Raw genomic sequence first — 26,566 nt, 5'->3', positions numbered from 1 at the left:
AGGGCGAACCGCCGGTTCGCCTGGTCCTGAACGAAAGCTCTGTAGTGAAACCCGTCATCGCTCTGGTGGGACGCCCCAATGTGGGCAAGTCCACCCTGTTCAACCGCTTGACGAGTTCTCGCGACGCCATCGTGGCCGACTTTGCCGGCCTGACCCGTGACCGGCACTACGGCAACGGCAAGTCGGGCAAGCAGGAATACATCGTCATCGACACCGGTGGCTTCGAGCCCACGGCCGAGTCTGGCATCTACAAGGAAATGGCCAAGCAGACCCGACAGGCCGTGGCCGAGTCGGACGTGGTGATTTTTGTCGTCGATGCGCGTGCCGGCGTCAACGCCCAGGACCATGAGATTGCCAAGTACCTGCGCCGCCTGGGCAAGCCCACCGTGCTGGTGGCCAACAAGGCCGAGGGCATGACCCAGGGTCTTCAGCTGGTGGAATTTTTTGAACTGGGTCTTGGCGAGGTGGTGCCGGTCTCCGGCGCCCACGGACAGGGCGTGCGCTCCATGCTGGATCTGGCGCTGGAATCGATCCCGGGTCTTGCCGAAGAAGACGAAGAAGCGGTCGAAGCCGATACCGGCGTGATCCGCCTGGCGGTGGCGGGGCGTCCCAATGTGGGCAAGTCCACGCTGATCAACGCCTGGCTGGGCGAAGAGCGCCTGGTGGCCTTTGACCTGCCGGGCACCACGCGCGACACCATTTCGGTGCCTTTCGAGCGCGGCGGCCAGAAATACGAACTGATCGACACCGCGGGCATCCGTCGCAAAGGCCGGGTGTTTGAGGCCATTGAGAAGTTCTCGGTCGTGAAGACGCTGCAGGCGATTGAAAACGCCCACGTGGTGCTCCTGGTGCTGGATGCCACCCAGGGTGTGACCGATCAGGACGCGCACATCGCGGGCTACATCCTGGAGAGCGGGCGCGCCGTGGTGCTGGCGATCAACAAATGGGATGCTGTCGATGCCTACCAGCGCGAACAGATCGAGCGCCAGATTGAAACCCGGCTGGCGTTCCTGAAGTTTGCCTCGCTGCACCTGATTTCGGCCCAGAAGCGCCAGGGCCTTGGCCCGGTCTGGAAGTCGATCGCTCAAGCGCATGCTTCGGCCATGCGGAAAATGTCCACACCCGTGCTCACGCGCCTGCTGATGGAGGCCGTGGCCTTCCAGGCCCCCACCCGCAGTGGCATGTTCCGACCCAAAATGCGCTACGCGCACCAGGGCGGCATGAACCCGCCGGTGATCGTGATCCACGGCAATTCGCTGGAACACGTGCCCGACGCCTACACCCGGTTTCTCGAAGGCCGCTTCCGCAAGGCGTTCGACCTCGTGGGCACGCCGCTGCGCATCGAGTACAAGACTTCGGAGAACCCCTTCAAGGAGTGAACGACTTCTGCCCACACCCCTGCGTTGGTGCAGGGGTGTGGTATGGTGCGTTCCCTATCAACTTTTTTTGAACACGGAGCATATCGTGAGCAATAACAAAGGCCAGCTCTTGCAAGATCCTTTCCTGAACCAGCTTCGCCGGGAACACGTTCCCGTGTCGATTTACCTGGTCAATGGCATCAAATTGCAAGGCCAGATCGAATCCTTTGACCAGTACGTCGTGTTGCTCCGCAACACCGTGACGCAAATGGTTTACAAGCATGCGATTTCCACCATCGTGCCGGGTCGTCCGGTGCAATTCTCCGCAGCCGGCCCGGACGAAGCGCCAGCCTCTTGACCGAGCCCCTGAATCCTGCCGTGCTGGTCAGGGCACAGGCGGCTGTTGAATGGATTTGAACCCGTCCGCCTCTCAAAACCCATCCATCCCATCGGTCATTCTGGTCGGGGTGGATTTTGGTTTGCCGCATTTTGATGCCGAACTGGAAGAGCTCGGTCTGCTGGCCCAGACCGCGGGTTTCGCCGTGGCCGATCGGGTCAGCTGCAAGCGCCGCGCACCCGACCCGGCCCTCTTTGTCGGGTCCGGCAAAGCCGAAGAGATCAAGATGCTCGCCCAGTCCAAGGGCGCCAGCGAGATTCTTTTTGACCAGGCCTTGAGTCCGGCGCAACAGCGCAACCTGGAGCGCACGCTCGGCTTGCCGGTCAATGACCGCACCTTGCTCATTCTGCAGATCTTCGCGCAGCGCGCCCGCAGCCATGAGGGCAAGTTGCAGGTGGAACTCGCTCGCCTGCAATACCTGTCGACCCGGCTGGTGCGCCGCTGGTCGCACCTGGAGCGTCAAAGCGGCGGCATCGGCATGCGCGGTGGTCCCGGTGAAACCCAGATCGAGCTGGACCGCCGCATGATCGGTGACAGCATCAAGCGCACCAAGGAGCGCCTGGAAAAGGTCAAGAAGCAGCGGGCCACGCAGCGCCGGCAGCGCGAACGGCGGGATTCGTTCGCGATATCGCTGGTGGGCTACACCAACGCGGGCAAGTCGTCCATCTTCAACGCCCTGGTCAAGGCCCGTGCGTACGCGGCCGACCAGCTGTTTGCCACGCTGGACACGACCACGCGCCAGCTGTACCTCGGTGAAGCCGGGCGTTCGGTGTCGTTGTCCGATACCGTGGGCTTCATCCGCGACCTGCCTCATGGACTGGTCGACGCGTTCGCCGCCACCTTGCAGGAGGCCGCCGACGCGGATCTGTTGCTTCACGTGGTCGATGCCTCCAACCCTTCGCACCTGGAGCAGATCGCTTCGGTGCTGGGTGTGCTCAAGGACATTGGCGCCGATCGCGTGCCGCAGATCCTGGTGTTCAACAAGCTCGACGCCATGGACCCGGCAGCGGTGCCCCGTGTGCTGGAAGATGTGATGGAACTTGGCGGTGAGTTGGTGCCTCGTATTTTTGTGAGTGCCCGCACCGGGGACGGTCTGCCGGCCTTGCGCGCCTTGCTGGCCAGGCAGGTGGTGGTGCCTGTGGGGCCCGAAGACGGCAGTACCCCGGGGGAGATCTCCGTGATCGGGGATGTGCTGCCTTGATTGGGCACAATGTCATGGTTTTGATTCGAATAGAAGTTGGCAACACATGGATGTGAATCTGCAATCACCGACCCGCGGTGCTGAATCCGGCGGACGCCGCAAAGGCTGGCGTGCCCTGCTGGGCGTGTTCAATCTCAACGATCCCCGATGGGGTCGCGGTGACGACGCTCGCGATGGCGACAAACCTCAGGGCAGCGAGCCGGATGCCGAGGAACGGCCGAAGGGCGATCAGAAGCCGCCGCGTGGCCAGGGACCCAACCAGGGACCTCCGGACCTGGACGAGCTCTGGCGCGACTTCAACCGCAAGCTCGGCGGCATGCTGGGCGGCAAGGGTGGTCGCAGTGGCGGGCAGGGCGGTGGCAACGGCTCGGGCGGCGGCGGAGGCGGACTGCCCAGCTTCAATCCGAGCCCGAAGACCACCGGCATCGGTGCGGGCTTGATTGTCGGTGTGGCGGCGCTGATCTGGCTGGGCACCGGTTTCTTCATCGTGCAGGAAGGTCAGCAGGCCGTCATCACGCAGTTCGGCAAATACCACAGCACGGTCGGCGCCGGTTTCCAGTGGCGTCTGCCGTATCCGGTGCAGCGCCACGAGACGGTTTTCGTCACCCAGATCCGCTCGGTGGATGTGGGTCGCGACAACCTGATGCCCGCCACGGGCCTGCGCGAGTCGGCGATGCTGACCCAGGACGAGAACATTGTCGAGATCAAGTTCGCGGTTCAGTACCGTTTGAACGATGCCCGTGCGTTCCTGTTTGAAAGCCTGGATCCCGATGCATCGGTGATCAAGGTGGCAGAAACGGCGGTGCGCGAGGTTGTGGGCAAGATGAAGATGGACGCCGCGCTGGCCGAAGAACGCGATCAGATCGCGCCACGGGTGCGCACCCTGATGCAGACCATCCTCGACCGCTACAAGGTGGGTATCGAGGTGGTGGGTATCAACTTGCAGCAGGGTGGTGTGCGGCCACCCGAGCAGGTGCAGGCGTCTTTTGACGATGTGCTGAAGGCCGGACAGGAGCGGGAACGGGCCAAGAACGAAGCCCAGGCTTATGCGAACGACGTCGTGCCGCGCGCACGGGGTGCGGCTTCCCGCCTGACCGAAGAAGCCGAAGGCTACAAGGCGCGCATCGTGGCACAGGCCGAAGGTGACTCGCAACGCTTCCGCTCGGTTTTGACCGAGTACCAGAAAGCACCCCAGGTCACCCGCGAGCGCATGTACACCGATGCGATGCAGGAGGTGTACTCCAACGTGACCAAGGTGGTGGTGGATTCCAAATCGGGCTCCAACCTGCTGTACCTGCCACTCGACAAGCTCATGCAGATGACCGGTCCGACCCCTTCCGCGGTACCTGCCACCGGTGCGGCACCGGCGACAAGCGCGCCGGCAACGCCTGCGAACCGCAGTCTGGACAACGCGGCCCGCTCCCGTGAGCGCGAGAGCCGCTGAGCCGGGACCCAAGTACAAGCGATGAGAAAGCAACGCAAATGAACAAACTGGGTTTCATACTCACATCTTTTCTGGTGGCCCTGGCGATTGCCAGTTCCATGCTGTTTGTCGTGGACCAGCGCCAGTTTGGCGTGGTGTTCCAGCTGGGGCAGATCAAGCAGGTGGTCACCGAACCGGGGCTGAATTTCAAGCTGCCGCCGCCGTTCCAGAACGTGTCGTATATCGACAAGCGCCTGCTCACCCTGGAAAGCACCGACACCGAGCCCTCGCTGACGGCCGAGAAGCAGCGCGTGGTGATTGACTGGTATGTGCGCTGGCGCATCAGCGAGCCGCAGGAATACATCCGCAACGTGGGTGTCAATGAACGCGCGGGCGCCTTGCAGCTCAACCGCGTGGTGCGCAACTCGTTCCAACAGGAAGTGAACAAGCGCACCGTCAACGAACTGCTTTCGACCCGGCGTGAGGACCTCATGGCCGACGTGAAGCGCGAAGTGCTTGAAGCGGTGCGCGGTGCCGAGAAACCTTGGGGCATGGACGTGGTGGACGTTCGCATCACCCGGGTGGACTACGCGGAAAGCATCACGGCCTCGGTCTACCAGCGCATGGAAGCCGAGCGCAAGCGTGTGGCCAACGAATTGCGTTCCACCGGTTTTGCCGAGGGTGAAAAGATCCGTGCCGATGCCGATCGTCAGCGCGAGGTGATCGTGTCCGAGGCCTACCGCGACGCGCAGCGCATCAAGGGTGAGGGCGACGCCAAGGCCGCTGCGTCATTCTCCGAGGCGTTTGGACGCGACCCTGCCTTTGCCCAGTTCTACCGCAGCCTGGATGCCTACAGGGCCAGCTTCGCGGGCAAGTCCGATGTCATGGTCGTCGACCCTTCTTCGGACTTCTTCAAGGCCCTGCGCAGTAGCAACGTCGCCAAGTGATCCGCGGGGCTGCGCATGGCTGATCTGTTTTGGCCTGCGCTGGCGCTCGTCCTGGTCTTCGAGGGCTTGTTGCCCTTCATCGCACCCGGCGCCTGGCGCCGGGTTTTTTCTGAAATGCTCAAGATGAACGACGGCCAGATCCGGTTTTTCGGGCTGTGCAGTCTGTGCGCGGGTGTGCTGCTCTGGTGGTGGGTCGGCTGAGTGCCTGAACCGTCTGCCACCCGGGCAGATGTCAATTGACTGGCCAGGGTGCAGCCGAGCGGTCTGCCGGGCCGGTAAAATCTCGTTTTTAACAGCGTTCCCCTATGCCCATGTCTGCCTGGGTCCTCCCGGATCACATTGCCGATGTCCTGCCCTCCGAGGCCCGTCACATCGAAGAACTCCGCCGGGGTTTGCTGGACACAGCGCGTAGCTACGGCTATGAACTGGTCATGCCACCGCTGCTGGAGCACCTTGAATCCTTGCTCACCGGCACCGGCGAAGCGCTCGATCTGCAGACCTTCAAGCTGGTGGACCAGCTCTCGGGTCGCACGCTGGGTCTGCGCGCTGACAGCACGCCTCAGGTCGCCCGCATCGATGCCCACCTGCTCAACCGCCAAGGCGTTGCACGGTTGAGTTATTGCGGACCGGTGGTGCACACGCGCATCGACCGCCCCCTGGCCAGCCGCGAACCTTTGCAGTTCGGCGCGGAAATTTATGGCCACGCCGGTCTGGAGGCCGACCTGGAGGTCATTGAGCTGGCGCGCGCGTGTCTGCGCGGTGCGGGCGTGGAGCGCTTGCTGCTCGACATGGCCGACGTGCGGATCATCGACGCCGTGCTCGCGCCGGTGCAGCTCAGCGCAGCCCGCACGGCGCAAATTCATGCGGCACTGGCCATCAAGGATGTGGCCGAGCTGCAGTCGCTGTCTCGTGACTTGCCGGCCGCAGTGGGTCGTGACCTGTGCGCCTTGCCGCGGCTGTTCGGCGGCGTGGCCGTGCTGGAAGAAGCCCGTCGCACCTTGCAGGCTTCGCCCGAACTGCACGCCGCGCTGGACAGCCTGGCCTGGCTGGCGGAGCAGGCCCAGGGTCTGGATGTGTCCATCGATCTGGCCGATCTGCGCGGTTATGCCTATTACACCGGCATGCGCTTTGCCCTGTTTGCCCAGGGCACCGGCGGGGAGCCGGTGGAGCTGGCGCGCGGCGGGCGCTATGACGAGGTGGGTGCCGTGTTCGGGCGCAACCGCCCGGCGGTCGGCTTCAGCCTGGACATCAAGGAACTGGTGTCGGCCATTGCGCCGCGCCCCCTGGTGGCCGCGATCCGCGCGCCCTGGGGCATGGATGTCGAACTGCGCGAAGCCATTGCCAGCCTGCGGGCCCAGGGCCACACCGTGGTGTGCGCCTTGCCGGGCCATGAACACGAAGTCGATGAGTTTCATTGCGACCGCGAGCTGGTGCAGGTGCCAGCGCAGGGCGGTGTGTGGACACTGAAGAACATTTAACCGGAAACAGCAGATGATCAAAAACAGCAGCGCCGTGGTACCCGGGCGCAACGTGGTCGTGGTGGGCACCCAGTGGGGTGACGAAGGCAAGGGCAAGCTGGTGGACTGGCTGACCGAAACCGCGCAGGGCGTGGTGCGTTTCCAGGGCGGTCACAACGCCGGTCACACGCTGGTGATCAACGGCGTGAAGACGGCGCTGCACCTGATTCCCAGCGGCATCATGCGCACCGGGGTCAAGTGCTACATCGGCAACGGGGTGGTGCTGTCGGTGGGCAAGCTGTTTGAAGAAATTGCCGGTCTGGAGAAGGCCGGTGTGGAAGTGCGTTCGCGCCTGCGCGTGAGCGAGGGCTGTCCGCTGATCCTGCCGTTCCACGCCGCCATCGACATCGCGCGCGAAGCCGCCAAGGTGAAAGCCGGTACCGAGAAGATCGGCACCACCGGTCGCGGCATCGGTCCGGCCTACGAAGACAAGATCGCCCGCCGCGCCCTGCGTGTGATGGATCTGAAATACCCCGAGCGTTTCGCCACCAAGTTGCGCGAACTGCTGGACCTGCACAACCACGTGCTCAAGACCTATCTGCACTCGGCCGAGATGGTCTGGGACGAAAAGATCGCGGCCTACATGCAGGACGGTGCGATCCAGTTTGACGCGGTGTACGCCGAAGCCATGGCCCAGGCCGAACAGCTCAAGCCCATGATTGCCGATGTTTCGCGCGAGCTGAACGAAGCCCATCAGCAAGGGGTGAACCTGCTGTTCGAAGGCGCTCAAGGCACGCTGCTCGACATCGATCACGGCACCTATCCGTTCGTGACGTCCAGTAACTGCGTGGCGGGCAACGCCGCTGCGGGCTCTGGCGTGGGCCCGAGTCTGCTGCACTACGTGCTGGGTATCACCAAGGCCTATTGCACCCGTGTCGGTGGTGGCCCGTTCCCGACCGAGCTGGAATGGGAGAAGGAGGGCACACCGGGCTGGCACATGGCCACCATCGGAGCGGAAAAAGGCGTGACCACCGGGCGCAGCCGCCGTTGTGGCTGGTTCGATGCGGCGCTGCTCAAACGCTCGGCTCAGGTCAACGGCCTGACGGGGCTGTGCATCACCAAGCTCGACGTGCTCGATGGCCTGACCGAGCTCAAGCTCTGCACCGGCTACGAACTCGATGGCGAAACCATCGACATCCTGCCCATGGGAGCCGACGAGATCGCGCGCTGCACACCGATCTACGAAACGCTGCCGGGCTGGAGCGATTCGTCGGTCGGCGTCACCCGCTACGACGACCTGCCGGAGAACGCGCGCCGCTACCTCACACGCATCGAAGAAACCACGGGTGTGCCGATCCATGTGGTCTCGACCAGCCCGGACCGGGATCACACCATCCTGCTCCACCATCCGTACCACGCCTGATGGGGCCCTGCGCGGAATCGTGCAGAATGAAACACAGACCATCCAACCCGGAGCTTCCATGCTGACCGAAGACGGCAAACACCTCTACGTTTCCTACGACGAGTACCACAACCTCATCGAAAAGCTGGCGCTCAAGGTGCACCAGTCGGGCTGGCAGTTCGACACCATCCTGTGCCTGGCGCGCGGGGGCATGCGTCCGGGCGATGTGCTGTCGCGCATCTTTGATGTGCCGCTGGCCATCATGTCCACCAGTTCCTACCGCGCTGCCGCGGGCACGCAGCAGGGCAATCTGGACATCGCGCGCTACATCACGACCCCCAAGGGCGAGATCGCCGGCAAGGTCCTGCTGGTCGACGATCTGGCCGACTCCGGCCACACGCTCAAGGCGGTGATCGAGATGCTGAAGAACAACTATGCGCCCATCACCGAGCTGCGCAGCGCGGTGATCTGGACCAAGCAGCTCTCGACCTTCACGCCCGACTACTCGGTGGAATTCCTGCCCACCAACCCCTGGATCCATCAGCCGTTCGAGGGGTACGACAGCATGCGACCCGAACAGCTGCTGGAAAAATGGAAGCTCTGAGCTGAATGAGCGATCTCTCCACCCAACTGATTCACCATCCGTACCGCCCGCCCGAGGGGTTTGATGCCGTTGCGCCCGGCGTTCACAAAGCGTCCACCGTCATCTTCCCCCATGTGCAGGCGCTGCGCACGCAGGAGTGGAAAGACAAGAGCGGCTACACCTACGGCCTGCACGGCACGCCCACCACCTTCATTCTCGAAGAACGCATCGCCACCATCGAAGGCGGGCGCTTTTGCGTGCTGGCGCCCAGTGGCCTGTCGGCCGTGTCGCTGGTGGACATGGCCTTTTTGCGGCAGGGTGACGAACTGCTGATCCCCGACAACGCCTACGGGCCCAACAAGGCTTTCGCCAGCGTCGAGCTGGCGGCCTGGGGCATCACGCACCGCTACTACGATGCGCAGAACCCGGCCGATCTGGCCGCCAAGATCAGCCCCGCCACGCGCCTGGTGTGGCTCGAAGCACCGGGGTCCATCACGCTGGAGTTCCCCGATCTGCCCGCACTGGTGGCCACGGTGCAACAGGCCAATGCCGCCCGCGAAGGCGAGCGGCCCATCCTGACCGCGCTCGACAACACCTGGGGTGCCGGGATCGCGTTCAACGCCTTCGAGCTGGGGGCGGACATGTCCATGCAGGCGCTCACCAAGTACCCGAGTGGCGGGTCCGACGTGCTCATGGGCTCGGTGGTCACCCGCGACGAAGCGCTGCACCAGCAGTTGCTCATGACGCACATGCGGCTGGGGCTGGGGGTCAGCGGCAACGACACCGAACTCGTGCTGCGGGGCCTCAACACCATGGCCCTGCGGTACCAGGCGCAGGACACCGCCACGCGCGCGCTCGCCACCTGGATGCAGGCGCAGACCGGCGTGGTGCAGGTGCTGCACCCGGCCTTGCCCGGGTCGCCTGGCCACGCCAACTGGCAGCGCGACGCCCGGGCCGCGGCCTGCCTGTTCAGCGTGGTGTTTGATGCCCGTTTCAACCAGACGCAGATCGACGCTTTCTGCGATCAGCTGGAACTGTTCAAGCTGGGCTGGAGCTGGGCCGGTCCCATCAGCCTGTGTGCGCCGTACAACGTGTCCTCGATCCGCACCCACGCCTGGCCTCACAAGGGTGGCCTGGTGCGCTTTGCCGTCGGTCTCGAAGCCGTGGACGACCTGCGCGCCGATCTGGCGCAGGCGCTGGCTACACTCAACGCCTGACCGATCCTTCCAACCCCTCCAAAGAAAGACTGTTTTGGCCACTCCCAATTACGGATACGAAAAGCGCCAGCGCGAGCTCGCCAAAAAGAAAAAGAAGGAAGAGAAGTTGCGGGCCAAGGCCGCGGGCAAACCCCACGACGACAGCGATGGGTCCGAAGCGCCGACCGAGCAGACCCCTGAATCCGGTCAGGACGCGGCCCCTGGCGGTGAAGGCCAGGGCTGACCTCCTGCCGCCGCGTTTCAGCCGCCTATCACGGTCACCACCGCCTGCAGGAAGCAGCGCGGTCCAAAGCACGGACGACCTTGCGCGTCCTCCAGACGCCAGATGCTCGCGACCGAGCAGTTCTCCAGTGGAGCAGCAAACTCCACGCTCAACTCCACCAATTGCCCGGGCAGCGTGGTGGGCACCGCCACACTCCGCCCCAGGCTGTCCAGATGTGAATCGAGCAGCGGTTGCAGCTGCCCGTGGGCATTGCGCAGGGAAATCACCAGCTCGTCGTCGGCCCGCACCAGGCGGCGGCCATTCCATGCCACGCTGCCTGCGTTCTGCAACGCCCAGGTCTTGGTGAAGCGCTCGCCCGGCAGGAAGACGGTGTGATCCGGCACCGTGACGTCAGCCACAAAAACCAGCACGTCCTGCGGCCCGGCACCACCGTCCGAGGTCGGCAGGCCCTCGTGCCGCATGGCGGCGGCTTGCGGGCAGGCGAGGGTGTTGGTGAACACCCGGTAGATCGCGGAAGCCGGCACCTGCAGCGCAGTGGCCAGTCGCTGCAGTGTCATGATGCCGGGGTTGGCCGTGCCGCCAACGGCGAGGCGGTGCAGGTAGGCGCGCGTCATGCCCGCGCGCTCGGCGACATCGGACAGTGACAGCCCCAGCTGACGGGTGCGCAGTTGCAGCAGGTTGTTGAGTGATCGGTTCATACCCAAAGGAGGGGATGCCGTTGGGCAAACGGTCAAAAAATGTCTTTTAGTTGATGGAACGAATACTAAAAGATGCATCCTCTTGCTAGGCTTACGGTTCAAACCCATCCGGTGTTTTCGGCCACAGCGATGGCGCCATCACAGGATTCCATGAGACAACACCCGCTGCCCCGGCGCATCACGGTCATGGTGGTTGAAGACCACCCCGAATTTCGGGACACCTTGAGTCGTGTGGTGTCGGAATCGGAAGACATGCGGCTGTTGGGCGCCTGCAAGGATTTGCCCGCTGGCCTCTGTCTGCTGGAGCAGCACTGTCCCGATGTGTTGCTGGTGGATCTGGGTCTGCCGTCCGGATCCGGGATGGTATTGCTGCGCTCGGCACAGATTCTGTGGGGAGCGCGCTGCACCACTGCCTTGCTGACCGTGACCGGGATCGATGAGCACCTGCTCACGGCCGCGGCGGCCGGCGCCAAAGGCTATCTGTTCAAGTCGGACCAGGCGGCCGACTGGTTGGGCACGATCCGGGGCTTGGCCATGGGACAGAGCCCGCTGCATGCCAAGCTGGCCCACAGTTTTTTGCAGCAGTTCAGCGCCCGGGCCGGCGCTGCCGATGCAGACAAAGGCAGTGAGGGCGCGTCGCTACCCTGGGTGCTCGATGTCCAGACCCATGCCCTGCTGCTGCACATAGCGGCGGGATACACCAGCGCCGAGGCCGCGCTGCGCCTGAACCTCAGCGAGACCGACACCGGGCGGCGCATCCGCGCTGTCTACGACCAGTTCTTTCAGCCCGGCCCCTGCCTGTCGCCGCGCGAGCTCGAACTCCTGGGGCTGCTCAACAAGGGATACACGTTCAAGAAGTGTGCCGAACTGATGGGCGTGAGCGAGTCCACCACCAAGACACAGGCCGCGCGTGCCTACGAAAAACTCGGCGCTTCGAACCTGCAAATGGCCCTCTATGAAGCCCGTCAGGCCGGTCTCATCGCCTGAAGACGCGCTGGCTCAGCGCATTGTCTGGTGGAGCATGCTGCTCATTGCCATGCCGCTGGCGCTGTTTGCCTGGTGGACCTACCTGCAGTTTCCCTCGCGCCTGGCGCAGCTGGAGCGTGTCGGGCAGGTGGAGGTCTGGCACGAAGCGCTGGGTCAACCCGTGTTTGCACAGGACACGCTGCGAGAGATCGTGCGCACGCCGCCCGACTGGACGCAGGCCCGCTGGCAACCCGCCACCTTGCCCTACGTGAAAGAGCTGGGTGCCGCGGTCGATCTGCCTCCCGATGCGCCCAAGTACCGGGTGTGGCTGCGGATTCCGGTCCCGCCGCACGAAGACGGGCGCGGGCGCCTCGGCCTGCTCGGTGTGCGCGTGATGGGCGGCCCCTGGGCGGTGTGGGCAGACGGTCAGCTGCAACAGGCGAACCTGTCGGACTGGCGCATCCAGTGGAACGTGCCGTTGCGCTCCGCCGTGCCGCTGGGCGCGCGCGAGCTGCTGCTGGCGGTGCCCTACGCCGATCCGCAGGGTTTTGCCGTGGGTTCGCTCTACCTGGGGCCCATGGACGTGGTGGACACCGCCTGGCGGGAGCGCAATCTGCTGCACTTCGACATGCCTCGGATGATGGCGTTCGTGGCCGTTCTGATGATGATCCTGTCATTTCACTTGGCCTGGGCCCGTCCGCGGGAGCCTTACTTCAAGCTGCTGGGATTCAACGGGCTGGCGTGGTCGATCTCCTGCCTGCAGTACTTCTTCGATGCGACCGGTCAGGATCGGCTGGCGGTGTGGTTCGGGTCCCTGGTTGACTCTTCCATCACCTGGACGGTCGTGATGGCCTGCATTTTTGCTTTTGAAATCGAGGGCATCCGGGTGCCGCGCCTGCGGTCTGGACTTGTCATCTACGCCACCCTCTCCACCCTGCTCACGTTGCCCCTGTGGGACTGGCAAAAGAATGCGCTGATCGCGATGAACTACTTCAATGTGCTGGCTTTCATCGTGGGGCTGGTCACGCTGGGTCTGCACGTGTGGCGCCGTCCGCGTCGTGAAGGCGTCGCCTTGTTCATGGCGCTGTTCACCCTGCTCGCCCTGGGTGTCCACACCCTGGAAAACCTGACCAGCCAGAAGAACCCCGATGGCTTCTTTTCTTTTCCGATGGGCACCCTGGTGCTGTACCTGGTGTTCATGTACGTGATGAGCCGGCGCGCGATCGGCGCACTTGACGCGGCCGAGCGGCATGAGCACGAGCTGCGTCAGCGACTGCACGAACAGGAACAGCACCTGGCTGAGCAGCATGCGCGGCTGCAGCAACTGGAGGTGCAGCGCCACCTGACCACCCAGCACGAATCCATCATGCAGGACCTGCACGACCGCCTGGGCAGCAACCTCACCAGCGCGCTGCTGCAGGCCCGCACGGGGGCGCTGACGCCCACGGACACCTTGCTGCTGCTGCAGGACCTGGCCGACGAGCTTCGGCACATGAGCAAGTCCACCGCCGCCGACCGGCGTGGGCTGAACGAAGTGCTGGCCGAACTGCGCCAGCGGGTGCAGCACCGGCTGGGGCACGGTGGCATCCAACTGGTCTGGGATGTGGACCCGGCTCTTCCAGCGGTGGCCGGGCGGGAGACCAGCCAGCACCTTCGCGCGCTGCTGAGTGAAGCCATCGCCAATGTCATCAAACACGCACAGGCCACGCAGATCCGTCTGGAAGCCCGTGAAGAAGATGGGGCGGTGGTGATCGCCGTCACCGACAACGGCCGAGGATTCGACCCGGTCAGCGCCGAGTTCGGGAGAGGCCTTCCCGGCATGCGGCAGCGCGCCGAGACCCTGGGCGCCCTGTTGGAGATCGAGTCCGACGCCCAAAAGGGGTGCCGATGGGTGCTGCGGCTTCCGCTGTCCGAGGCAACGAAGGCCGAGCCCACGCGAACGACATGACCCTATCCAGGGTGGCCGGGCGCGAGACCAGCCAGCACCTTCGTTCAGAGCGTGATGACACTGGCCAGATCCAGCGCAACCGGTGCCTCGTAGTCGGCCAGCACCCAGGCCCGGCTCGGGTGCTCGGACGCTTCCTGCAGCAGTTCGGTCAGGAAGCGCATGGACGGGACGTCCAGTGCGGCAAAGGGCTGGTCGATCAGCGTGAGCGGCGTGCCGGCGGCCCATGCCGCGGTGAGCCAGACTTTGCGTTTGCTGCCCGCTGAAAGCATGTACAACGGTTTTTCGATGTGGGGTGTCAGGGCAAAGCCCTGGATCAGATCGGGCAAGGCTTCCGGGTTGAAGTGCGGGTATCTGCCCGGCAGGCGCTGGAACCAGGATGCGGCGCTGATCTGATCGAGGGATTCGCTGCGCGGATCGGTTCGAAAGACCTGTTGGCGGTAGCGCTCGGGATCTTCATGCAGGCGGTTGCCCTGGATGGCCAAGGTGCCGCTCCGGGGATGGACATCCCCGGCGAGCAGGCGAAGCAGGGTTGTCTTTCCGGTGTGCTCTTCACCACGGATCAGGCTCACGCCCGGTGGAACGCTGACGCTCAAGTCTGAGAAGAGTGTGCGCTCCGGCCATTGGAAACACAGATTTTGGATTTGCAGGACGGACGGGACTTTGTTCATGGGCATGGAGTGGCGTGACCTGGCTTCGTCGGGCGGGCAAATTCTCAAACCGACCCGGTCAGGGGTTCGTTTTGCCGTGCGCGGTGAAGGCAGGTTTTCAGTACGTGATGTTGTAGAGCGTGCCACGGTGGTTCAGCACGGCGCTGCGCGGCCCGACGGTTTCGAGTTTCAGGCCTGGCTCGATCTCCTGTCCTTCGTGCACCACCTTGCCGTTGGCAATCAGCATGCGATGCGCGGGGTTCTGTGAGTAGGACGAGCCGCTGACTTTGACCGGTGGCCTTCCGCTGGCATCGGCCGTGGCCATTGGGCGAGGAGCCGCTGGTCGCAGGGGGAGGGTTGATTGCGGTGATGGTGACGGCGGTGGCGGTGGCGGTGGTTGTGTGGTCACTGCGTTGACGCTGTCTTCCGCTTCCGTGGCGGTGTCGACCATGTCTTCTGCGTCGGCTTCCACATTCTCTTCTGCCGCCCCGGATGTCGTCTGGCCTGGCTGGGGGCGCGGAGACGCTGATGGTGCTGGGGCGGTTGCCGGGGTCGGGGTTTCAACCGCCGGTTCGGGCGCCAGAATGGGCAAGCCGGGCGTGGCGGAGGGCGCTGTGGCGGCCGAAGCCGGTTCTGCGGATGCCGCTGCGGTGCGCACCTCGGTGCGCTCGGACGTTTCTGGCGTGCGCAGCGACCACCACGTCAGCGCCGCCGCCGTGAGCAAGACCAGAACGGCAGCGACCCCTGCGGTGGGACGGCGCCACGATGCGCCGGGTCCGGTTGCCGGGTGGAACTCTCCCTGGCTGTGAAGACCAGGAACATGGCCGCGCTCGCGATCGGCATCGGCCCGTTTGAGTGCGTCGAGGATGTAGGACATGGTGGGGGCGGTCTCCTGGCCGTCTTTCAGAGGGGCTGCAGGTGGGGTTCGTCCACACCGCTGGCGCGGTTGACCTGCATGTACGTGACAGGGCCTGCCAGGCCATCCGCATCGATCCCATGGGCGCGTTGGAACGCCTGCACGCGGGCGTCCAGGCTGGCCGCGCCCGGCGCCAGTTGGCCGTCACGCTGCAAAATGCCGAGCTGGGCGTTGAGCCACTCGCCCGCCAGCCCTTGACGACCGTCGACCAGCCGGCTTGATTGCCCCGGCGGTAACCGCCACAGGGTGGCGTAGTCGCCGCGCCAGATGTCGGCGAGCCCGGTCAGCGGGAGTTGCCAGCGGCGTTCTCCGGCCTGCAGCACCGCGCTGTCCGCGCCCATGGCGACCAGCAGGGCCCAGGCTGGCGGTTGGCCGGGCAGGCGCAGGGTCAGGATGCCCGGGCGGCCCAGCTGTCGCAGGCCGTGCAAGGTCATCCGGCCGGTGCGGTAACACTGCAACCCGTTTTTCAGCGCGGTGGCACAGGGCTCGCCTGGCTCGATGGGCTGGTTCCATGACCGGCCGAGCGCATGCCAGGCCAGGGTTTCGGAGCGCAGGAGGTCGCTGAACGCGGGCACTTCTGCGAGGGGCGGTGGTTCGACCTCGCGCAAAGTGGCGGGCGCGGTGGGCCCGTCGGCGAGCGCAGCAGCGGCCATGGCTGGCTGCAGTGGCGCAGGCGCCGAGGACGATGCACCTGATTCGGTGGCGAGGCCGGCCGGGTGCTTGCCGACTTGCATGGCTGCGAACAGCAGCAGCGCGCCACTCACTGCGCCCGCGGCCAGCAACGCGAGGCTGGCGAGTGGGCGGTGTGGGCGGATGGGCGCCGACGCCTTGAGCGTGTCAAACACCTCGCTGGCGGCCTTGTCCACGACGGCGCGTTCCACGCGGTGCTGGCCGCTGGCATAGGCACCGAGCAGGGCGCGGTCGCACAGCAGGTTGATGCGCCGGGGCACGCCGGCCGTGAGCGAGTGAATCCGTCGCAAGGCGTCGCGCGTGAACGGCAGGGGCCCGTGCAACCCCGCCACGTCCATGCGGTGCTGGATGTATTGCCGGGTTTCGGCCTCGTCGAGCGCGTCGAGGTGAAAGCGCGCGATCACGCGCTGGGCGAGCTGCTCCAGTTCGGGCCGGGCCAGCAGGTGGCGCAGCTCCGGCTGACCGATCAGGATGATCTGCAGCAGCTTGCGGGTGTTGGTCTCCAGGTTGGTCAGCAGGCGCAGCTGTTCGAGCACGTCAGCCGACAGGTTCTGCGCTTCGTCGATGATGAGCACGGCGTGCTGTCCTGCTGCGTGGGCGGCCAGCAGAAAAGTGTTGAGCGGGTCGATGTGGTCTTTGGCGGTGGCCTCACCCGGACCCTGGTGGTTCACCACCACCCCGAACTCGTCACAGACCGTGCGCAGCAGCTCGACGACCGTGAGCTTGGGGTTGAAGATGTAAGCGACCCGGCAGTTCTCGGGGGTCTGCTCCAGAAAGCAGCGGCAGATGGTGGTCTTGCCGGTGCCGATCTCGCCGGTGAGCAGCACAAAACCGCCACCGCCCTGAACGCCGTACAGCAGATGGGCGAGCGCCTCCCGGTGGCGTTCGCTCATGAAGAGGTAACGCGGGTCGGGCGCGATGGAGAAGGGGCTTTGCTTCAGGCCAAAGAAGTCGGCGTACATGCCCGCAGCATAGCGGGCGCCAGAAGCTGGGACAACCGCGCCCGGCATGCGTTGGCCGGGCGCGGATCAGATGCGTTCGATCAGGCCGCGAGGGCCATGGCGGGCATGCTGGTGGAGCTGGACTTGCTGCTGTTGCTGGCGGAGGCGTTCACCGAGCACTCGATGTCGCCGGAGAGCTGACCGCCTTCTTCGATGACCACCTTGCCGTAGCGGATCTTGCCTGTGACCCGGCCGGTGGCGTAGATCACGAGCTTCTGGCGCACGGTGAGGTTGCCGTCGAACACGCCGTGGATTTCAGCGATGTCGATTTCGGCCGAGCCTTTGAAGGCACCTTGTTCGGCGATCTGGATCACGCGCGAATCCATGGTGGCTTCCACCAGACCTTCGACCACCAGCGTGTCGCAGTCGGTGATCTCGACGCCCTTGAGCTTGATGTTCGGTCCCACGGTCAGCTTGCTGCCGCCTTCGGGAATCGCAACGCTGGTGCGCGCCGGAGGGGTTGATGGTGTGGGGGTGGGTGTGGGCTCGGACGCGGTGGTCGCTTGCGGCGTCACGGGAGATGAGCTGTTGCTGCCTACGCCGTAGCGCTGCGTGGCCATGCCGGAGTTCAGGGTCTTGGGTTGTTCGGTCTCGCGTTTGCCAAAGTGCAATGCCATGTCAGCTCCTTCAAAAGTGAAGCGCCCATGCTAAAGGCGACACGGCTTACATTCCCGTTTGTGCCGTAAGAGTGGTAACGGGAAGAACGGTACATGCGGTTGCCTGTTTTGCATTTTTTCTTGTAACGGCGCAGCCCTCCCGATGCGACGAACGGCGCGGTGTGGTAGCGGACCGGGCGTGGTCCCGCAGAGGCCGACGAACGGGTCCTGCGCTACAGTGCCCCACCATGTCCGATCACTGGGTGCTGGGCACCCGTCCTGCCTCATCCATCGCCGTGCCCCTGTCGCAGGTGGTGGCGCTGCTGACGCGCCTGGGTCTGGCGGACCGGCACGCCGTGGCCGAGGACCTGTTGCGCCTGGTGGGCGCGCAGCTGCCGCTGGCGCAGTGCACCATCTTTGCCTTCGAAGGCCAGCGCCGGCCCCGCACCGTGGCCATGGGCGACCGCTCGCGCACGCAGGCGCTGCCCGATATTTCCGAAGCCTACGTCTCGCGCTTCTACCGGCTTGACGGCAGCGTGGCGGTGATGCGCCAGGAGTTCCCCGCGGCGCAGCAGGCCGGCATGGCCGAGCCACGCATCGTGCTGCACCGCCAGCGCGGTGAAGACATCGCCCACCCCGAGTACCGGCGCATCTGCTACGAGCTGCCGCAGGTGGCCGAGCGGCTGGCCGTGATGGCGCTCTACGAGGGCCGGCGATGGCTCTCGGTGAACCTGTACCGCGGCACCGAGCACGGGCCATTCGACGATGCGGCCATTGCTGTGGTGGAGGCCTTTGCACCGCTGATCGTGCACGCCGTGCGCCTGCACCACACCGGCCAGGCCCTGAGCCAGGAGCTGCCCGACCTGGTGCTGGCGCGGCTGGCACGGCGCTTTCCGGCGCTGACCCAGCGTGACCACGACGTGCTGCGCGCACTGATCGAAGGCCTGGGCACCGAGTCCCTGGCCGAACGCCTGGGCCTGACGCTGGCCAGCGCACAGACCTACCAGAAGCGCCTCTACCGCAAGCTCGGCGTGGCCGGGCAGCGCGAACTGCTGGCCTTGCTGCTCGACGGCGGCGCCTGATCCGGGTCTTCCCGAGGTGGGTTCGGTTTGTTCCCATATGGGGACATCTGCGTCATGGGCATTGCCTACACTGCGCCCACCAACAGGAGACCAGCCATGCACCAGCCGCACGCCGAACCCCGGCGCTCCATCTACTACGATTACCAGGTGTTCGACGCTTGGTTGCCCTCGCAGCACCCGCAGCCGCAGCGTCACGCCGTGGTGATCGCCGGGGCCGGGCCGATCGGGCTGGTGGCCGCGCTGGAGCTGGCGCGTCACGGCGTGAAAAGCGTGCTGCTCGAAGCGGAGCGCCAGGTGTCCGAAGGCAGCCGTGCCATCGTGTTCACGCGCCGCTCCATGGAGATCCTGCAGCAGGTGGGCGTGGCCGATCGCGTCACCCAGAACGGTCTGCCCTGGCGCTTCGGCAACTCGTACTACCGAGGCCAGCGCGTCTTCCGCATGGAAGCCCCGCACGATCCGGACGACCGCTTCTTCCCCATGATCAACCTGCAGCAGCAGTACCTGGAGGAATACCTGGTCGATGCCGTGCGGGCGAACCCGCTGATCGAGCTGCGCTGGGGCAACCGCGTGAACGCCGTGACGCAGGACGGGCAGGGCGCCACGCTGGAGGTGGACACACCCGAAGGACCTTACACGCTGCAGACCGACTGGCTGGTGGCCGCCGACGGTGCGCGTTCCGGCATCCGTTCGATGCTGGACCTGAAGCTTGAAGGCGCGTCCTACGAAGGCCGCTTCGTCATCGCCGACATCCGCATCGATCTGCCGCTGCCCACCGAACGCCTCGCGTTCTTCGACCCCGACTGGAACCCCGGCAACACCATCCTCATGCACCGCGAGCCGCACGGCATCTGGCGCGTGGACTACCAGCTGCCGCCCGGCGAAGACCCCGAAGCCGCCCTGAAACCCGAGTCGCTGAAAGCCCGCATCGACGCCCAACTGGCCATGATCGGCCACGCCGGCGTGCCCTGGGCCATGGACTGGTGCTCGGTCTATTCGGCGCGCGCGCTCACGCTGCCCGACTACGTGCACGGCCGCGTGCTGTTCACCGGCGACGCGGCGCACCTGCTGCCGATCTTCGGTGTGCGCGGCGCCAACACGGGGTTCCAGGATGCGCAGGCGCTGGCCTGGCGGCTGGCCTTCGTGATCCAGGGCCTGGCCGCCGCGCCGCTGCTCGCGGGTTACAGCAGCGAACGCGTGGGTGCGGCGCGCGAAATCATCGACGAGGCCGGCAAGAGCACCCGCTTCATGACCCCGCCCACGCGCGGCTTCCGCCTGCTGCGCGACGCGGTGCTCTCGCTCTCGCTCAGCGAGCCCTTCGTGGGGCCGCTCTACCACTGGCGCACCTCGCGGCCGCACGAGTACCACCACTCGCCGGCCAACAGCGCGGGTGACGACAACGCGCTGTTCAAAGCCGGGCCGGGTCACGGCGCGCCGCCGCAGAACGTGCGCCTGGGCGCCAACGACCACCTGCTGGACCACCTGGACCACCGCTTTTCGCTGCTGTATTTCACCGAAGGCGCCGCCGTGCCCGATGCGCTGCAAGCGGAGGTGAACGGGCTGCGGGCACGAGGACTGCCGCTGCGGATGATTGCCGTGGGCAGCGCCCAGCCGGTCGCCGGCGCCGATGAAACGCTGGCCGACGCCGACGGTCACCTGCGTGAGCGCTACGGCGTGCTCGCCAGTGGCGCGGCCTACCTGCTGCGGCCGGACCAGCACGTGTGCGCGCGCTGGATGAGCCTGGATGCGACGCGCCTGCGCGCCGCCCTGCTCAACGCCGCTGGTCTGAAAATGGAAGCCTGAACATGAACCAGAACACATTGACCATCCCCGGCCTGGAGCAGGTCTACGACGCACTGGCCACCGCCATTGACGGGGCAGGACCGGAGAAGACGGAGCTGTTTCTCGTGAAGCTTGCCTTGATGAACGCGCAGGCGCTGGGCGATCCCGAGCAATTTCAACGGCACCTCGCGGCCGCCTTGCGCGACCTCTGAGCGGCCCCGGCAGCAGGGGCCGCATGGCGGGTGAACATGTGCCGCTTCATGGGGATTTTCAAGGGCAGATTGGTGGGCAGCCGGGCACATCCACACGATGCCCGCACCGCATGGTTGCCCGACGGTGGGGCCTGAGCCAGACACGGCAGTCTCTGGCTCAACCCGACGGTCCTATTTCTTGCCGCCAGCGCCGCCACCCGAGGTGTCACTGCCACCCTGCATTCCTGCATTCGAAGAGCCGCTGCCGCTCTGTGTGCCTGTCTGCGAAGAACCACTGCCGCTCTGCGATCCTGACTGCGAAGAGCCACTGCTGCTCTGCGTCCCTGTCTGCGAGGAACCCGTGACGCTCTTGATCGTGACGCCGCGCTCCTTCGCTCTGGCGTCCATCTGCAGGCGGTGCTCTTCGCGGATGCGAGCACGTTCCTGTTCGGTCTTGGCCAGGCGCAGACGCTCACGCAGTGTGGTGCGCTCCTGATCGGTCATCAGCTCATCGGCGTAGAGGCGGTCCTGATCGCGCAGCTGATCCCTGTCCTGTGTCTTGAGCAGGTCTTTGTCTTGGGTTTTCAGTTGGTCCTTGTCCTGGGTCTTCAACCGGTCCTGCGCAGACGCCATGCCGACACCACCCAGCGCCAAGGCCAGGACAACGGCGTTGATCACAGATTGCTTTTTCATGGAGGTTCCTTTGGAAGATTCACTGAGCTACAGATCAAGCAACACCGGAACTTTCTACTCCACCCAGTATTTGCTCGCAAATCATTCTGATCCGACCCATTGGGGTGAAATTGATCATGCTCAAGGTGTCAGGTAATGATCTGGCAGGTATTGCTTCCAGAAGTAACGCGCTGCCTCGTCCCTCGACCGGTAACCCTATGACACGGCGTGGATGCGCAAAACCGTACACTTCGCCCTCACTCCCCCTTCGCACCATGAACGCCCCCGTCGACGTCTCCTTTTTCGCGCGCGCCGCCAAGCCGCTGACCAGCTACCGCCCCTACTGGGCCAAGCGGTTCGGCGTGGCGCCGTTCCTGCCCATGAGCCGCGCCGAGATGGAGCAACTGGGCTGGGACTCGTGCGACATCGTGCTGGTGACCGGCGACGCCTACATCGACCACCCCAGCTTCGGCATGGCCGTGATCGGCCGTGTACTGGAAGCGCAGGGTTTTCGCGTCGGCATCATCGCCCAGCCCGACTGGCAGAGCGCCGAGCCCTTCAAGGCGCTGGGCAGGCCCAATCTGTTCTGGGGCGTGACCGCGGGGAACATGGATTCCATGATCAACCGCTACACGGCTGATCGAAAGATCCGCAGCGACGACGCCTACACCCCCGGCGACGTGGGTGGCAAGCGGCCCGACCGCGCCGCCATCGTCTACAGCCAGCGCTGCCGCGAGGCCTACAAAGACGTGCCCATCGTGCTCGGCGGCATCGAAGGCAGCCTGCGCCGCATCGCCCACTACGACTACTGGAGCGACAAAGTGCGTCGCAGCATCGTGGTGGATGCCAAGTGCGACCTGCTGCTGTACGGCAATGCCGAACGCGCGCTGGTCGAGGTGGCGCACCGCATCGCCGCACGCGAACCCATCGAACACATCACCGACGTGCGCGGCACCGCTTTCATCCGCCGCCCGCACGACCCCACGGCCGAGGGCTGGATCGAGATCGATTCCAGCGAGGTGGACCAGCCCGGCCACGTCGAAGACCACATCAATCCTTACCAGACCACCAGCGAACAGGCGCAAGCCCAGGGACAGAGCTGTTCCAAGGAAGATGGCTCCCAAGCCCCTATCCCGCCTGTGGGAGAGGGTCGGGGTGAGGGCTCTTCGGCCTACAAACCCATCACCATCCACCGCCCCCAAGGCGCCGGCGGCGTGGCCAAGTTGTCGCGCGACCGCAGTGTGATCCGCCTGCCCAGCTACGAGCAGGTGAAAAGCGACGCCGTGCTGTACGCCCATGCCAACCGCGTGCTGCACCTGGAAACCAACCCCGGCAACGCCCGTGCGCTGGTGCAGGCGCACGGCGAGGGCGCCACGGCGCGCGACGTGTGGATCAACCCGCCGCCGATCCCGCTGACCACGGCCGAGATGGATCACGTGTTCGACCTGCCGTACGCGCGCGGCCCGCACCCGGCCTATGCCGACGAACACGGCAAACACGACGGCGCGACCAAGATCCCAGCCTGGGAAATGATCCGCTTCTCGATCAACATCATGCGCGGCTGCTTCGGTGGCTGCACCTTCTGCTCCATCACCGAGCACGAAGGCCGCATCATCCAGAGCCGCTCGGAAGACTCGATCATCAAGGAGGTCGAAGACATCCGCGACAAGGTCGACGGCTTCACCGGTGTCATCTCCGACCTCGGTGGCCCCACCGCCAACATGTACCGATTGGGCTGCAAGAGCCCGCAGATTGAGGCTGCCTGCCGCAAGCCCAGCTGCGTCTACCCCGGCATCTGCCAGAACCTGACCACCAACCACGACCCGCTGATCAAAATCTACCGCCGAGCGCGGTCGCTCCGGGGCATCAAGAAGATCCTGATCGGCTCCGGCCTGCGCTACGACCTGGCGGTGAAGAGCCCGGAGTACGTGAAGGAACTGGTGCAGCACCACGTGGGCGGTTACCTCAAGATCGCGCCCGAGCACACCGAGAGCGGGCCGTTGTCCAAGATGATGAAGCCCGGCATCGGGAGCTACGACAAGTTCAAGGCGATGTTCGAGAAGTACAGCGAAGAGGCGGGCAAGAAGCAGTTCCTCATCCCGTATTTCATCGCGGCCCATCCGGGCACCAGCGACGAGGACATGATGAACCTCGCGATCTGGCTGAAGAAGAACGGTTTCCGCGCTGACCAGGTGCAGACCTTCTACCCCAGCCCCATGGCCACGGCCACGGCGATGTACCACACCAGCCTGAACCCACTCAAGGGCGTGCACCGCGACGACCGGGCCGAGAAGGTGGATATCGTGCGCGGTGACAAGCGCCGCCGCCTGCACAAGGCCTTCCTGCGCTACCACGACCCGAACAACTGGCCGCTGCTGCGCGAAGCGCTCAAGACCATGGGCCGCGCCGACCTGATCGGCAACGGCAAACACCACCTGATCCCGACCTTCCAGCCCATGACGGACGGCAGCTACCAGAGCGCGCGCCGCAAGAACAGCACCGCCGTGGGCAAGGCCAGCGAGAAGATGGCCGCGGTGGTGAAGCCGGGGATGAAACCGGCGCAGCCCCAGCGTGGCGCGATCTTGACCCAGCACACCGGACTGCCGCCTCGGGCCGGCGTGGGCGGCAATGCGATGAAACCCCGCGGCGGGCGCTGACAGCGCCTTTGGCGCGTTCCCCTGAAGGTCTGACGCGGGCGTGGCCGCGATGGCGCTGCGTTGTTCTGGCCCAGCGCTGTGCTGTCGCGCGGTTGTTGCAGGGCCGTCACCGCCTCGTCATGTCGCCGGCATACAGTGGCCCGATTGTTCTGTACTGTCTGGAGATTCACATGACCTTCCCCTCCCCGGATCGTCGTCACTTTTGCCTGCAGCTGGGCGCGGGACTCGTTGGCCTGAGCGCTGGTGCCAGCTGGGCCAGCAGCTTCCCCGAACGCAGCATCAAGATCATCGTGCCCTTTGCGCCCGGCGCCGGCACCGACGCCATGGGCCGCCTGGTGGCGGGCAAGCTGGCCGAGCTGCTCAAGGTCAGCGTGGTCGTGGACAACCGGACAGGTGCCTCCGGTGCGCTGGGCGCGCAAGAGGTGGCCAGGGCCGCACCCGACGGCCACACCCTGCTGCTCGCGGCCGCACCCTTCACCACCGTGCCCGCCGCACTGCCCACCGCCGGTTACGACCCGATCGGCAGCTTCACCCCTGTCGGCATGATCGCTCACGGTCCGCTGGTCTGGGCGGCCAACAAGGACTTGCCTGTCAACACCCTGCCCGAACTTGTGGCCCTCGCGCGCAGCCAGCCGGGGCGGCTCAACTACGGTTCGGCCGGCGTGGGTGGCATCAACCATCTGGTGCTGGAATCGCTCAAGGCGCGCACCGGCACCTTCATCACCCACATTCCCTACCGCGGCATCGCGCCGGCCACGCTGGACACGCTCGCGGGCCAGGTGCAGCTGCTCACCGGCACCATCCCCGCGCTGGCCCCCTACATCCGTGACGGCCGCCTCAAGGCACTGGCCGTCACCAGCCCCGAACGCAGCCCCGCGCTGCCCCAGGTGCCTGGCATGCAGGAAGCCGGCATGGCCGACTTCAACGTGCTGAACTACTTTGCGCTGGTGGCGCCCAAAGGCACGCCCGAGGCGGTGGTGCAGCAACTCAACGCTGCGCTGGCTCGGGTGGTTGAAATGGCGGATGTGAAGGAGCGCCTGGGCAAAGACGCGCTGGAACCTGCCACCGGAACCCCCGCGCAACTGGCGCAGTTTCTGCAGAACGACGTCGAAGGCTGGAAGCGGGTGGTGGCGCATCAGAAGCTCAAGATGGATGCCTTCTGAGGCCTGCGCCTGCTCCACCGGCGCCAGGCTCCGGATGCGCGCCAGGCCACCCGAAGCCCATTGGGGGTGATTTCTCCGGTTTTTGATTGGGGTGGGCTGGCTGCTGTTGGGCACAGCAAGGCCCCGGCAGCGATGGGGCGGTGGCGTGGCGTTGTTGCAATGGCACGCTGTCGGTGTTTCAGCGGGGGATCCTCTTCCGTTGCGCTTGAGATATGTCATGAAACCTGCGAATGCCGCACCACGTCGGCGGCATCGGGTTCACAATTTGTTTCATTCACAGGGTATTCCCTGTTCCCCGCATGAGAGAAAGTGGCCCATGGCACACCTGAACTGGACCCCCGACCTGGAAACTGGCATTCGCGAGATCGACGGGCAACACAAACGCATCGTCGAATACATCAACCAGCTGTACGACGCCCGTGACCACCACGACCGTGAAGCCGTGGGTGCCGTGATCGACGAGATGGTGGACTACACGCTCTCGCATTTCGCGTTTGAAGAATCCCTGATGTCCGACGCCGGCTACATGTTCTCCGGCCCGCACAAGAAGGTGCACGAGCTGTTCACGCGCAAGGTTGGCGAGTACCGCATGCGCTTCGAGGCCGGCGAAGACGTGGCGTCCGACCTGCACGCCATGCTCTCGCGCTGGCTGTTCAACCACATCCGCAACGACGACAAGAGCTACGCCGACTCGGTGAAGGTCTACCTGAAGAACGTCAGCCACGGCGATGCCGACATGAAGGCGCAGATCAAGGAAGAACTGATCCGTGAACTGCACCTGAAGAAGAAGCGCGGGTTCTTCGCACGCCTGTTTGGCGGCGAATAGGTCGAGCGTTTTCAGGCCTGACGGCACAAGCAAAAGGCCGCTGATGCGGCCTTTTGCTTTGTGGCGCCTGCGCTGCGCTGAACCAGGTGATGGCGTCGGGGACCATCTGGGATTGCCGCATGGTTCAATTTGGCGCAAAATGCGCCAAACAGGAGTTCGCCATGTCCAACGCTGTCAGCCCGTTTTCGTCCGTGAAACTGCCCGCCGCCCTGGTGCAGCAGGCCCGAGAGGCGGCACAGCCGCAGCGCCGCTCGGTGGCCGGCCAGATCGAATACTGGGCCACATTGGGGCGCATTGCCGACGAAACCGGCCTCACGGTGCAGGAGGCGCGCGAGGCGATTGCGCTGTACGACGCCCGGCACCGCGCTGGCGCCTCGGGCACCACCGATGAATCGCTGGACGCCATCGAGGCCCGTTTTCTGGCCGCTGAATCGAGTGGGCGCCTGGCCCAGGCGGTGCGTGACACGGTGTTGTCCAACCGCCAGAAGGTGGCGCCAGCGCGCCGCGCCGCCTGACGCGACAGGCC

At 65.2% G+C, this 26,566-nt stretch carries 26 protein-coding genes; 20 read left to right on the top strand and 6 right to left on the bottom strand.

Annotated elements, in window-relative coordinates; all coding sequences use genetic code 11:
• Positions 1 to 44 precede the first annotated feature (44 nt).
• The 11 genes from der to F3K02_RS07955 all read left to right on the top strand — a co-directional run bounded on the left by der (position 45) and on the right by F3K02_RS07955 (position 10,208).
• Positions 45 to 1,379, top strand: a complete 1,335-nt coding sequence (gene der, locus F3K02_RS08005; RefSeq protein ID WP_177134910.1) for a ribosome biogenesis GTPase Der — start codon at positions 45 to 47, stop codon at positions 1,377 to 1,379.
• An 85-nt stretch (positions 1,380 to 1,464) separates the two neighbouring features.
• Positions 1,465 to 1,716, top strand: a complete 252-nt coding sequence (gene hfq, locus F3K02_RS08000) for an RNA chaperone Hfq (protein ID WP_413466255.1) — start codon at positions 1,465 to 1,467, stop codon at positions 1,714 to 1,716.
• A 49-nt stretch (positions 1,717 to 1,765) separates the two neighbouring features.
• A complete protein-coding gene (gene hflX / locus F3K02_RS07995) occupies positions 1,766 to 2,956 on the top strand; it encodes a GTPase HflX (protein WP_177134906.1) in 1,191 nt (396 codons plus the stop codon).
• Positions 2,957 to 3,002: 46 nt separating this feature from the next.
• Complete coding sequence (hflK, locus tag F3K02_RS07990) at positions 3,003 to 4,400, top strand: FtsH protease activity modulator HflK (RefSeq protein ID WP_177134904.1); 1,398 nt, start codon at positions 3,003 to 3,005, stop codon at positions 4,398 to 4,400.
• Between the two features lie 38 nt (positions 4,401 to 4,438).
• On the top strand, positions 4,439 to 5,326 hold the full coding sequence (gene hflC / locus F3K02_RS07985) for a protease modulator HflC (RefSeq protein ID WP_177134902.1): 888 nt from the start codon (positions 4,439 to 4,441) through the stop codon (positions 5,324 to 5,326).
• Between the two features lie 15 nt (positions 5,327 to 5,341).
• Positions 5,342 to 5,527 (top strand): DUF2065 domain-containing protein, encoded by a 186-nt coding sequence (locus F3K02_RS07980; RefSeq protein ID WP_177134900.1) that lies wholly within the window; start codon positions 5,342 to 5,344, stop codon positions 5,525 to 5,527.
• Positions 5,528 to 5,637: 110 nt separating this feature from the next.
• Positions 5,638 to 6,804, top strand: coding sequence for an ATP phosphoribosyltransferase regulatory subunit (locus tag F3K02_RS07975; protein WP_177134898.1), 1,167 nt, complete (start codon positions 5,638 to 5,640; stop codon positions 6,802 to 6,804).
• A 13-nt stretch (positions 6,805 to 6,817) separates the two neighbouring features.
• Entirely contained in the window at positions 6,818 to 8,206 is a 1,389-nt protein-coding gene (locus F3K02_RS07970) for an adenylosuccinate synthase (RefSeq protein WP_177134896.1), read from the top strand.
• 58 nt (positions 8,207 to 8,264) lie between these two features.
• On the top strand, positions 8,265 to 8,789 hold the full coding sequence (locus F3K02_RS07965) for a phosphoribosyltransferase (RefSeq protein ID WP_177134893.1): 525 nt from the start codon (positions 8,265 to 8,267) through the stop codon (positions 8,787 to 8,789).
• Between the two features lie 5 nt (positions 8,790 to 8,794).
• Positions 8,795 to 9,985 (top strand): PLP-dependent transferase, encoded by a 1,191-nt coding sequence (locus F3K02_RS07960; protein WP_177134890.1) that lies wholly within the window; start codon positions 8,795 to 8,797, stop codon positions 9,983 to 9,985.
• 34 nt (positions 9,986 to 10,019) lie between these two features.
• Positions 10,020 to 10,208, top strand: a complete 189-nt coding sequence (locus F3K02_RS07955; RefSeq protein WP_177134888.1) for a hypothetical protein — start codon at positions 10,020 to 10,022, stop codon at positions 10,206 to 10,208.
• Between the two features lie 17 nt (positions 10,209 to 10,225).
• Here the strand turns inward: F3K02_RS07955 and F3K02_RS07950 are convergent, their stop codons facing one another.
• The gene (locus F3K02_RS07950; protein WP_177134886.1) at positions 10,226 to 10,906 is read right to left on the bottom strand and encodes an NBR1-Ig-like domain-containing protein; all 681 of its coding nucleotides are present in this window, start codon (positions 10,904 to 10,906) and stop codon (positions 10,226 to 10,228) included.
• Between the two features lie 150 nt (positions 10,907 to 11,056).
• Between F3K02_RS07950 and F3K02_RS07945 the strand changes: the two genes are divergently transcribed.
• On the top strand, positions 11,057 to 11,893 hold the full coding sequence (locus F3K02_RS07945; RefSeq protein ID WP_177134884.1) for a response regulator transcription factor: 837 nt from the start codon (positions 11,057 to 11,059) through the stop codon (positions 11,891 to 11,893).
• Entirely contained in the window at positions 11,862 to 13,820 is a 1,959-nt protein-coding gene (locus F3K02_RS07940) for a sensor histidine kinase (RefSeq protein ID WP_177134882.1), read from the top strand. The genes F3K02_RS07945 and F3K02_RS07940 overlap by 32 nt, the downstream gene beginning before the upstream one ends.
• Positions 13,821 to 13,864: 44 nt before the next feature.
• Here F3K02_RS07940 and F3K02_RS07935 read toward each other — a convergent pair whose 3' ends face one another.
• The 4 genes from F3K02_RS07935 to F3K02_RS07920 form a co-directional block, all read right to left on the bottom strand.
• A complete protein-coding gene (locus tag F3K02_RS07935) occupies positions 13,865 to 14,413 on the bottom strand; it encodes an ABC transporter ATP-binding protein (protein ID WP_246309236.1) in 549 nt (182 codons plus the stop codon).
• Between the two features lie 172 nt (positions 14,414 to 14,585).
• Entirely contained in the window at positions 14,586 to 15,344 is a 759-nt protein-coding gene (locus F3K02_RS07930) for a general secretion pathway protein GspB (RefSeq protein WP_177134880.1), read from the bottom strand.
• A 26-nt stretch (positions 15,345 to 15,370) separates the two neighbouring features.
• Positions 15,371 to 17,035, bottom strand: a complete 1,665-nt coding sequence (locus tag F3K02_RS07925; RefSeq protein ID WP_177134878.1) for an AAA family ATPase — start codon at positions 17,033 to 17,035, stop codon at positions 15,371 to 15,373.
• A gap of 80 nt (positions 17,036 to 17,115) precedes the next feature.
• A complete protein-coding gene (locus F3K02_RS07920) occupies positions 17,116 to 17,691 on the bottom strand; it encodes a bactofilin family protein (RefSeq protein ID WP_177134877.1) in 576 nt (191 codons plus the stop codon).
• Between the two features lie 227 nt (positions 17,692 to 17,918).
• On the opposite strand from F3K02_RS07920, the gene F3K02_RS07915 reads away from it, so the two are divergent.
• From F3K02_RS07915 to F3K02_RS07905, 3 genes are all read left to right on the top strand, one after another.
• The gene (locus tag F3K02_RS07915) at positions 17,919 to 18,752 is read left to right on the top strand and encodes a helix-turn-helix transcriptional regulator (protein WP_177134875.1); all 834 of its coding nucleotides are present in this window, start codon (positions 17,919 to 17,921) and stop codon (positions 18,750 to 18,752) included.
• 96 nt (positions 18,753 to 18,848) lie between these two features.
• Positions 18,849 to 20,552 (top strand): FAD-dependent monooxygenase, encoded by a 1,704-nt coding sequence (locus F3K02_RS07910; protein ID WP_177134873.1) that lies wholly within the window; start codon positions 18,849 to 18,851, stop codon positions 20,550 to 20,552.
• Positions 20,553 to 20,554: 2 nt separating this feature from the next.
• On the top strand, positions 20,555 to 20,743 hold the full coding sequence (locus F3K02_RS07905) for a DUF2783 domain-containing protein (RefSeq protein ID WP_177134871.1): 189 nt from the start codon (positions 20,555 to 20,557) through the stop codon (positions 20,741 to 20,743).
• A gap of 171 nt (positions 20,744 to 20,914) precedes the next feature.
• On the opposite strand, the gene F3K02_RS07900 is transcribed toward F3K02_RS07905, so the two are convergent.
• Positions 20,915 to 21,415: a hypothetical protein gene (locus tag F3K02_RS07900; protein ID WP_177134869.1), complete on the bottom strand. Its 501-nt coding sequence runs from the start codon at positions 21,413 to 21,415 to the stop codon at positions 20,915 to 20,917.
• A 254-nt stretch (positions 21,416 to 21,669) separates the two neighbouring features.
• Here F3K02_RS07900 and F3K02_RS07895 point away from each other — a divergent pair, with 254 nt between their 5' ends.
• The 4 genes from F3K02_RS07895 to F3K02_RS07880 all read left to right on the top strand — a co-directional run bounded on the left by F3K02_RS07895 (position 21,670) and on the right by F3K02_RS07880 (position 26,555).
• Complete coding sequence (locus F3K02_RS07895; protein WP_177134867.1) at positions 21,670 to 24,051, top strand: YgiQ family radical SAM protein; 2,382 nt, start codon at positions 21,670 to 21,672, stop codon at positions 24,049 to 24,051.
• 170 nt (positions 24,052 to 24,221) lie between these two features.
• Complete coding sequence (locus tag F3K02_RS07890) at positions 24,222 to 25,214, top strand: Bug family tripartite tricarboxylate transporter substrate binding protein (protein WP_177134865.1); 993 nt, start codon at positions 24,222 to 24,224, stop codon at positions 25,212 to 25,214.
• A 316-nt stretch (positions 25,215 to 25,530) separates the two neighbouring features.
• A complete protein-coding gene (locus F3K02_RS07885) occupies positions 25,531 to 26,040 on the top strand; it encodes a bacteriohemerythrin (protein WP_177134864.1) in 510 nt (169 codons plus the stop codon).
• Positions 26,041 to 26,201: 161 nt separating this feature from the next.
• Positions 26,202 to 26,555, top strand: coding sequence for a TA system antitoxin ParD family protein (locus F3K02_RS07880; protein WP_177134862.1), 354 nt, complete (start codon positions 26,202 to 26,204; stop codon positions 26,553 to 26,555).
• The last annotated feature ends 11 nt before the right edge of the window (positions 26,556 to 26,566 follow it).

This window comes from Hydrogenophaga aromaticivorans (assembly GCF_013387465.1).
Taxonomy (GTDB): domain Bacteria; phylum Pseudomonadota; class Gammaproteobacteria; order Burkholderiales; family Burkholderiaceae_C; genus Hydrogenophaga; species Hydrogenophaga aromaticivorans.
The sequence above is the reverse complement of the archived record's forward strand: the minus strand, read 5'-3'. Positions and strand labels throughout refer to the sequence as shown.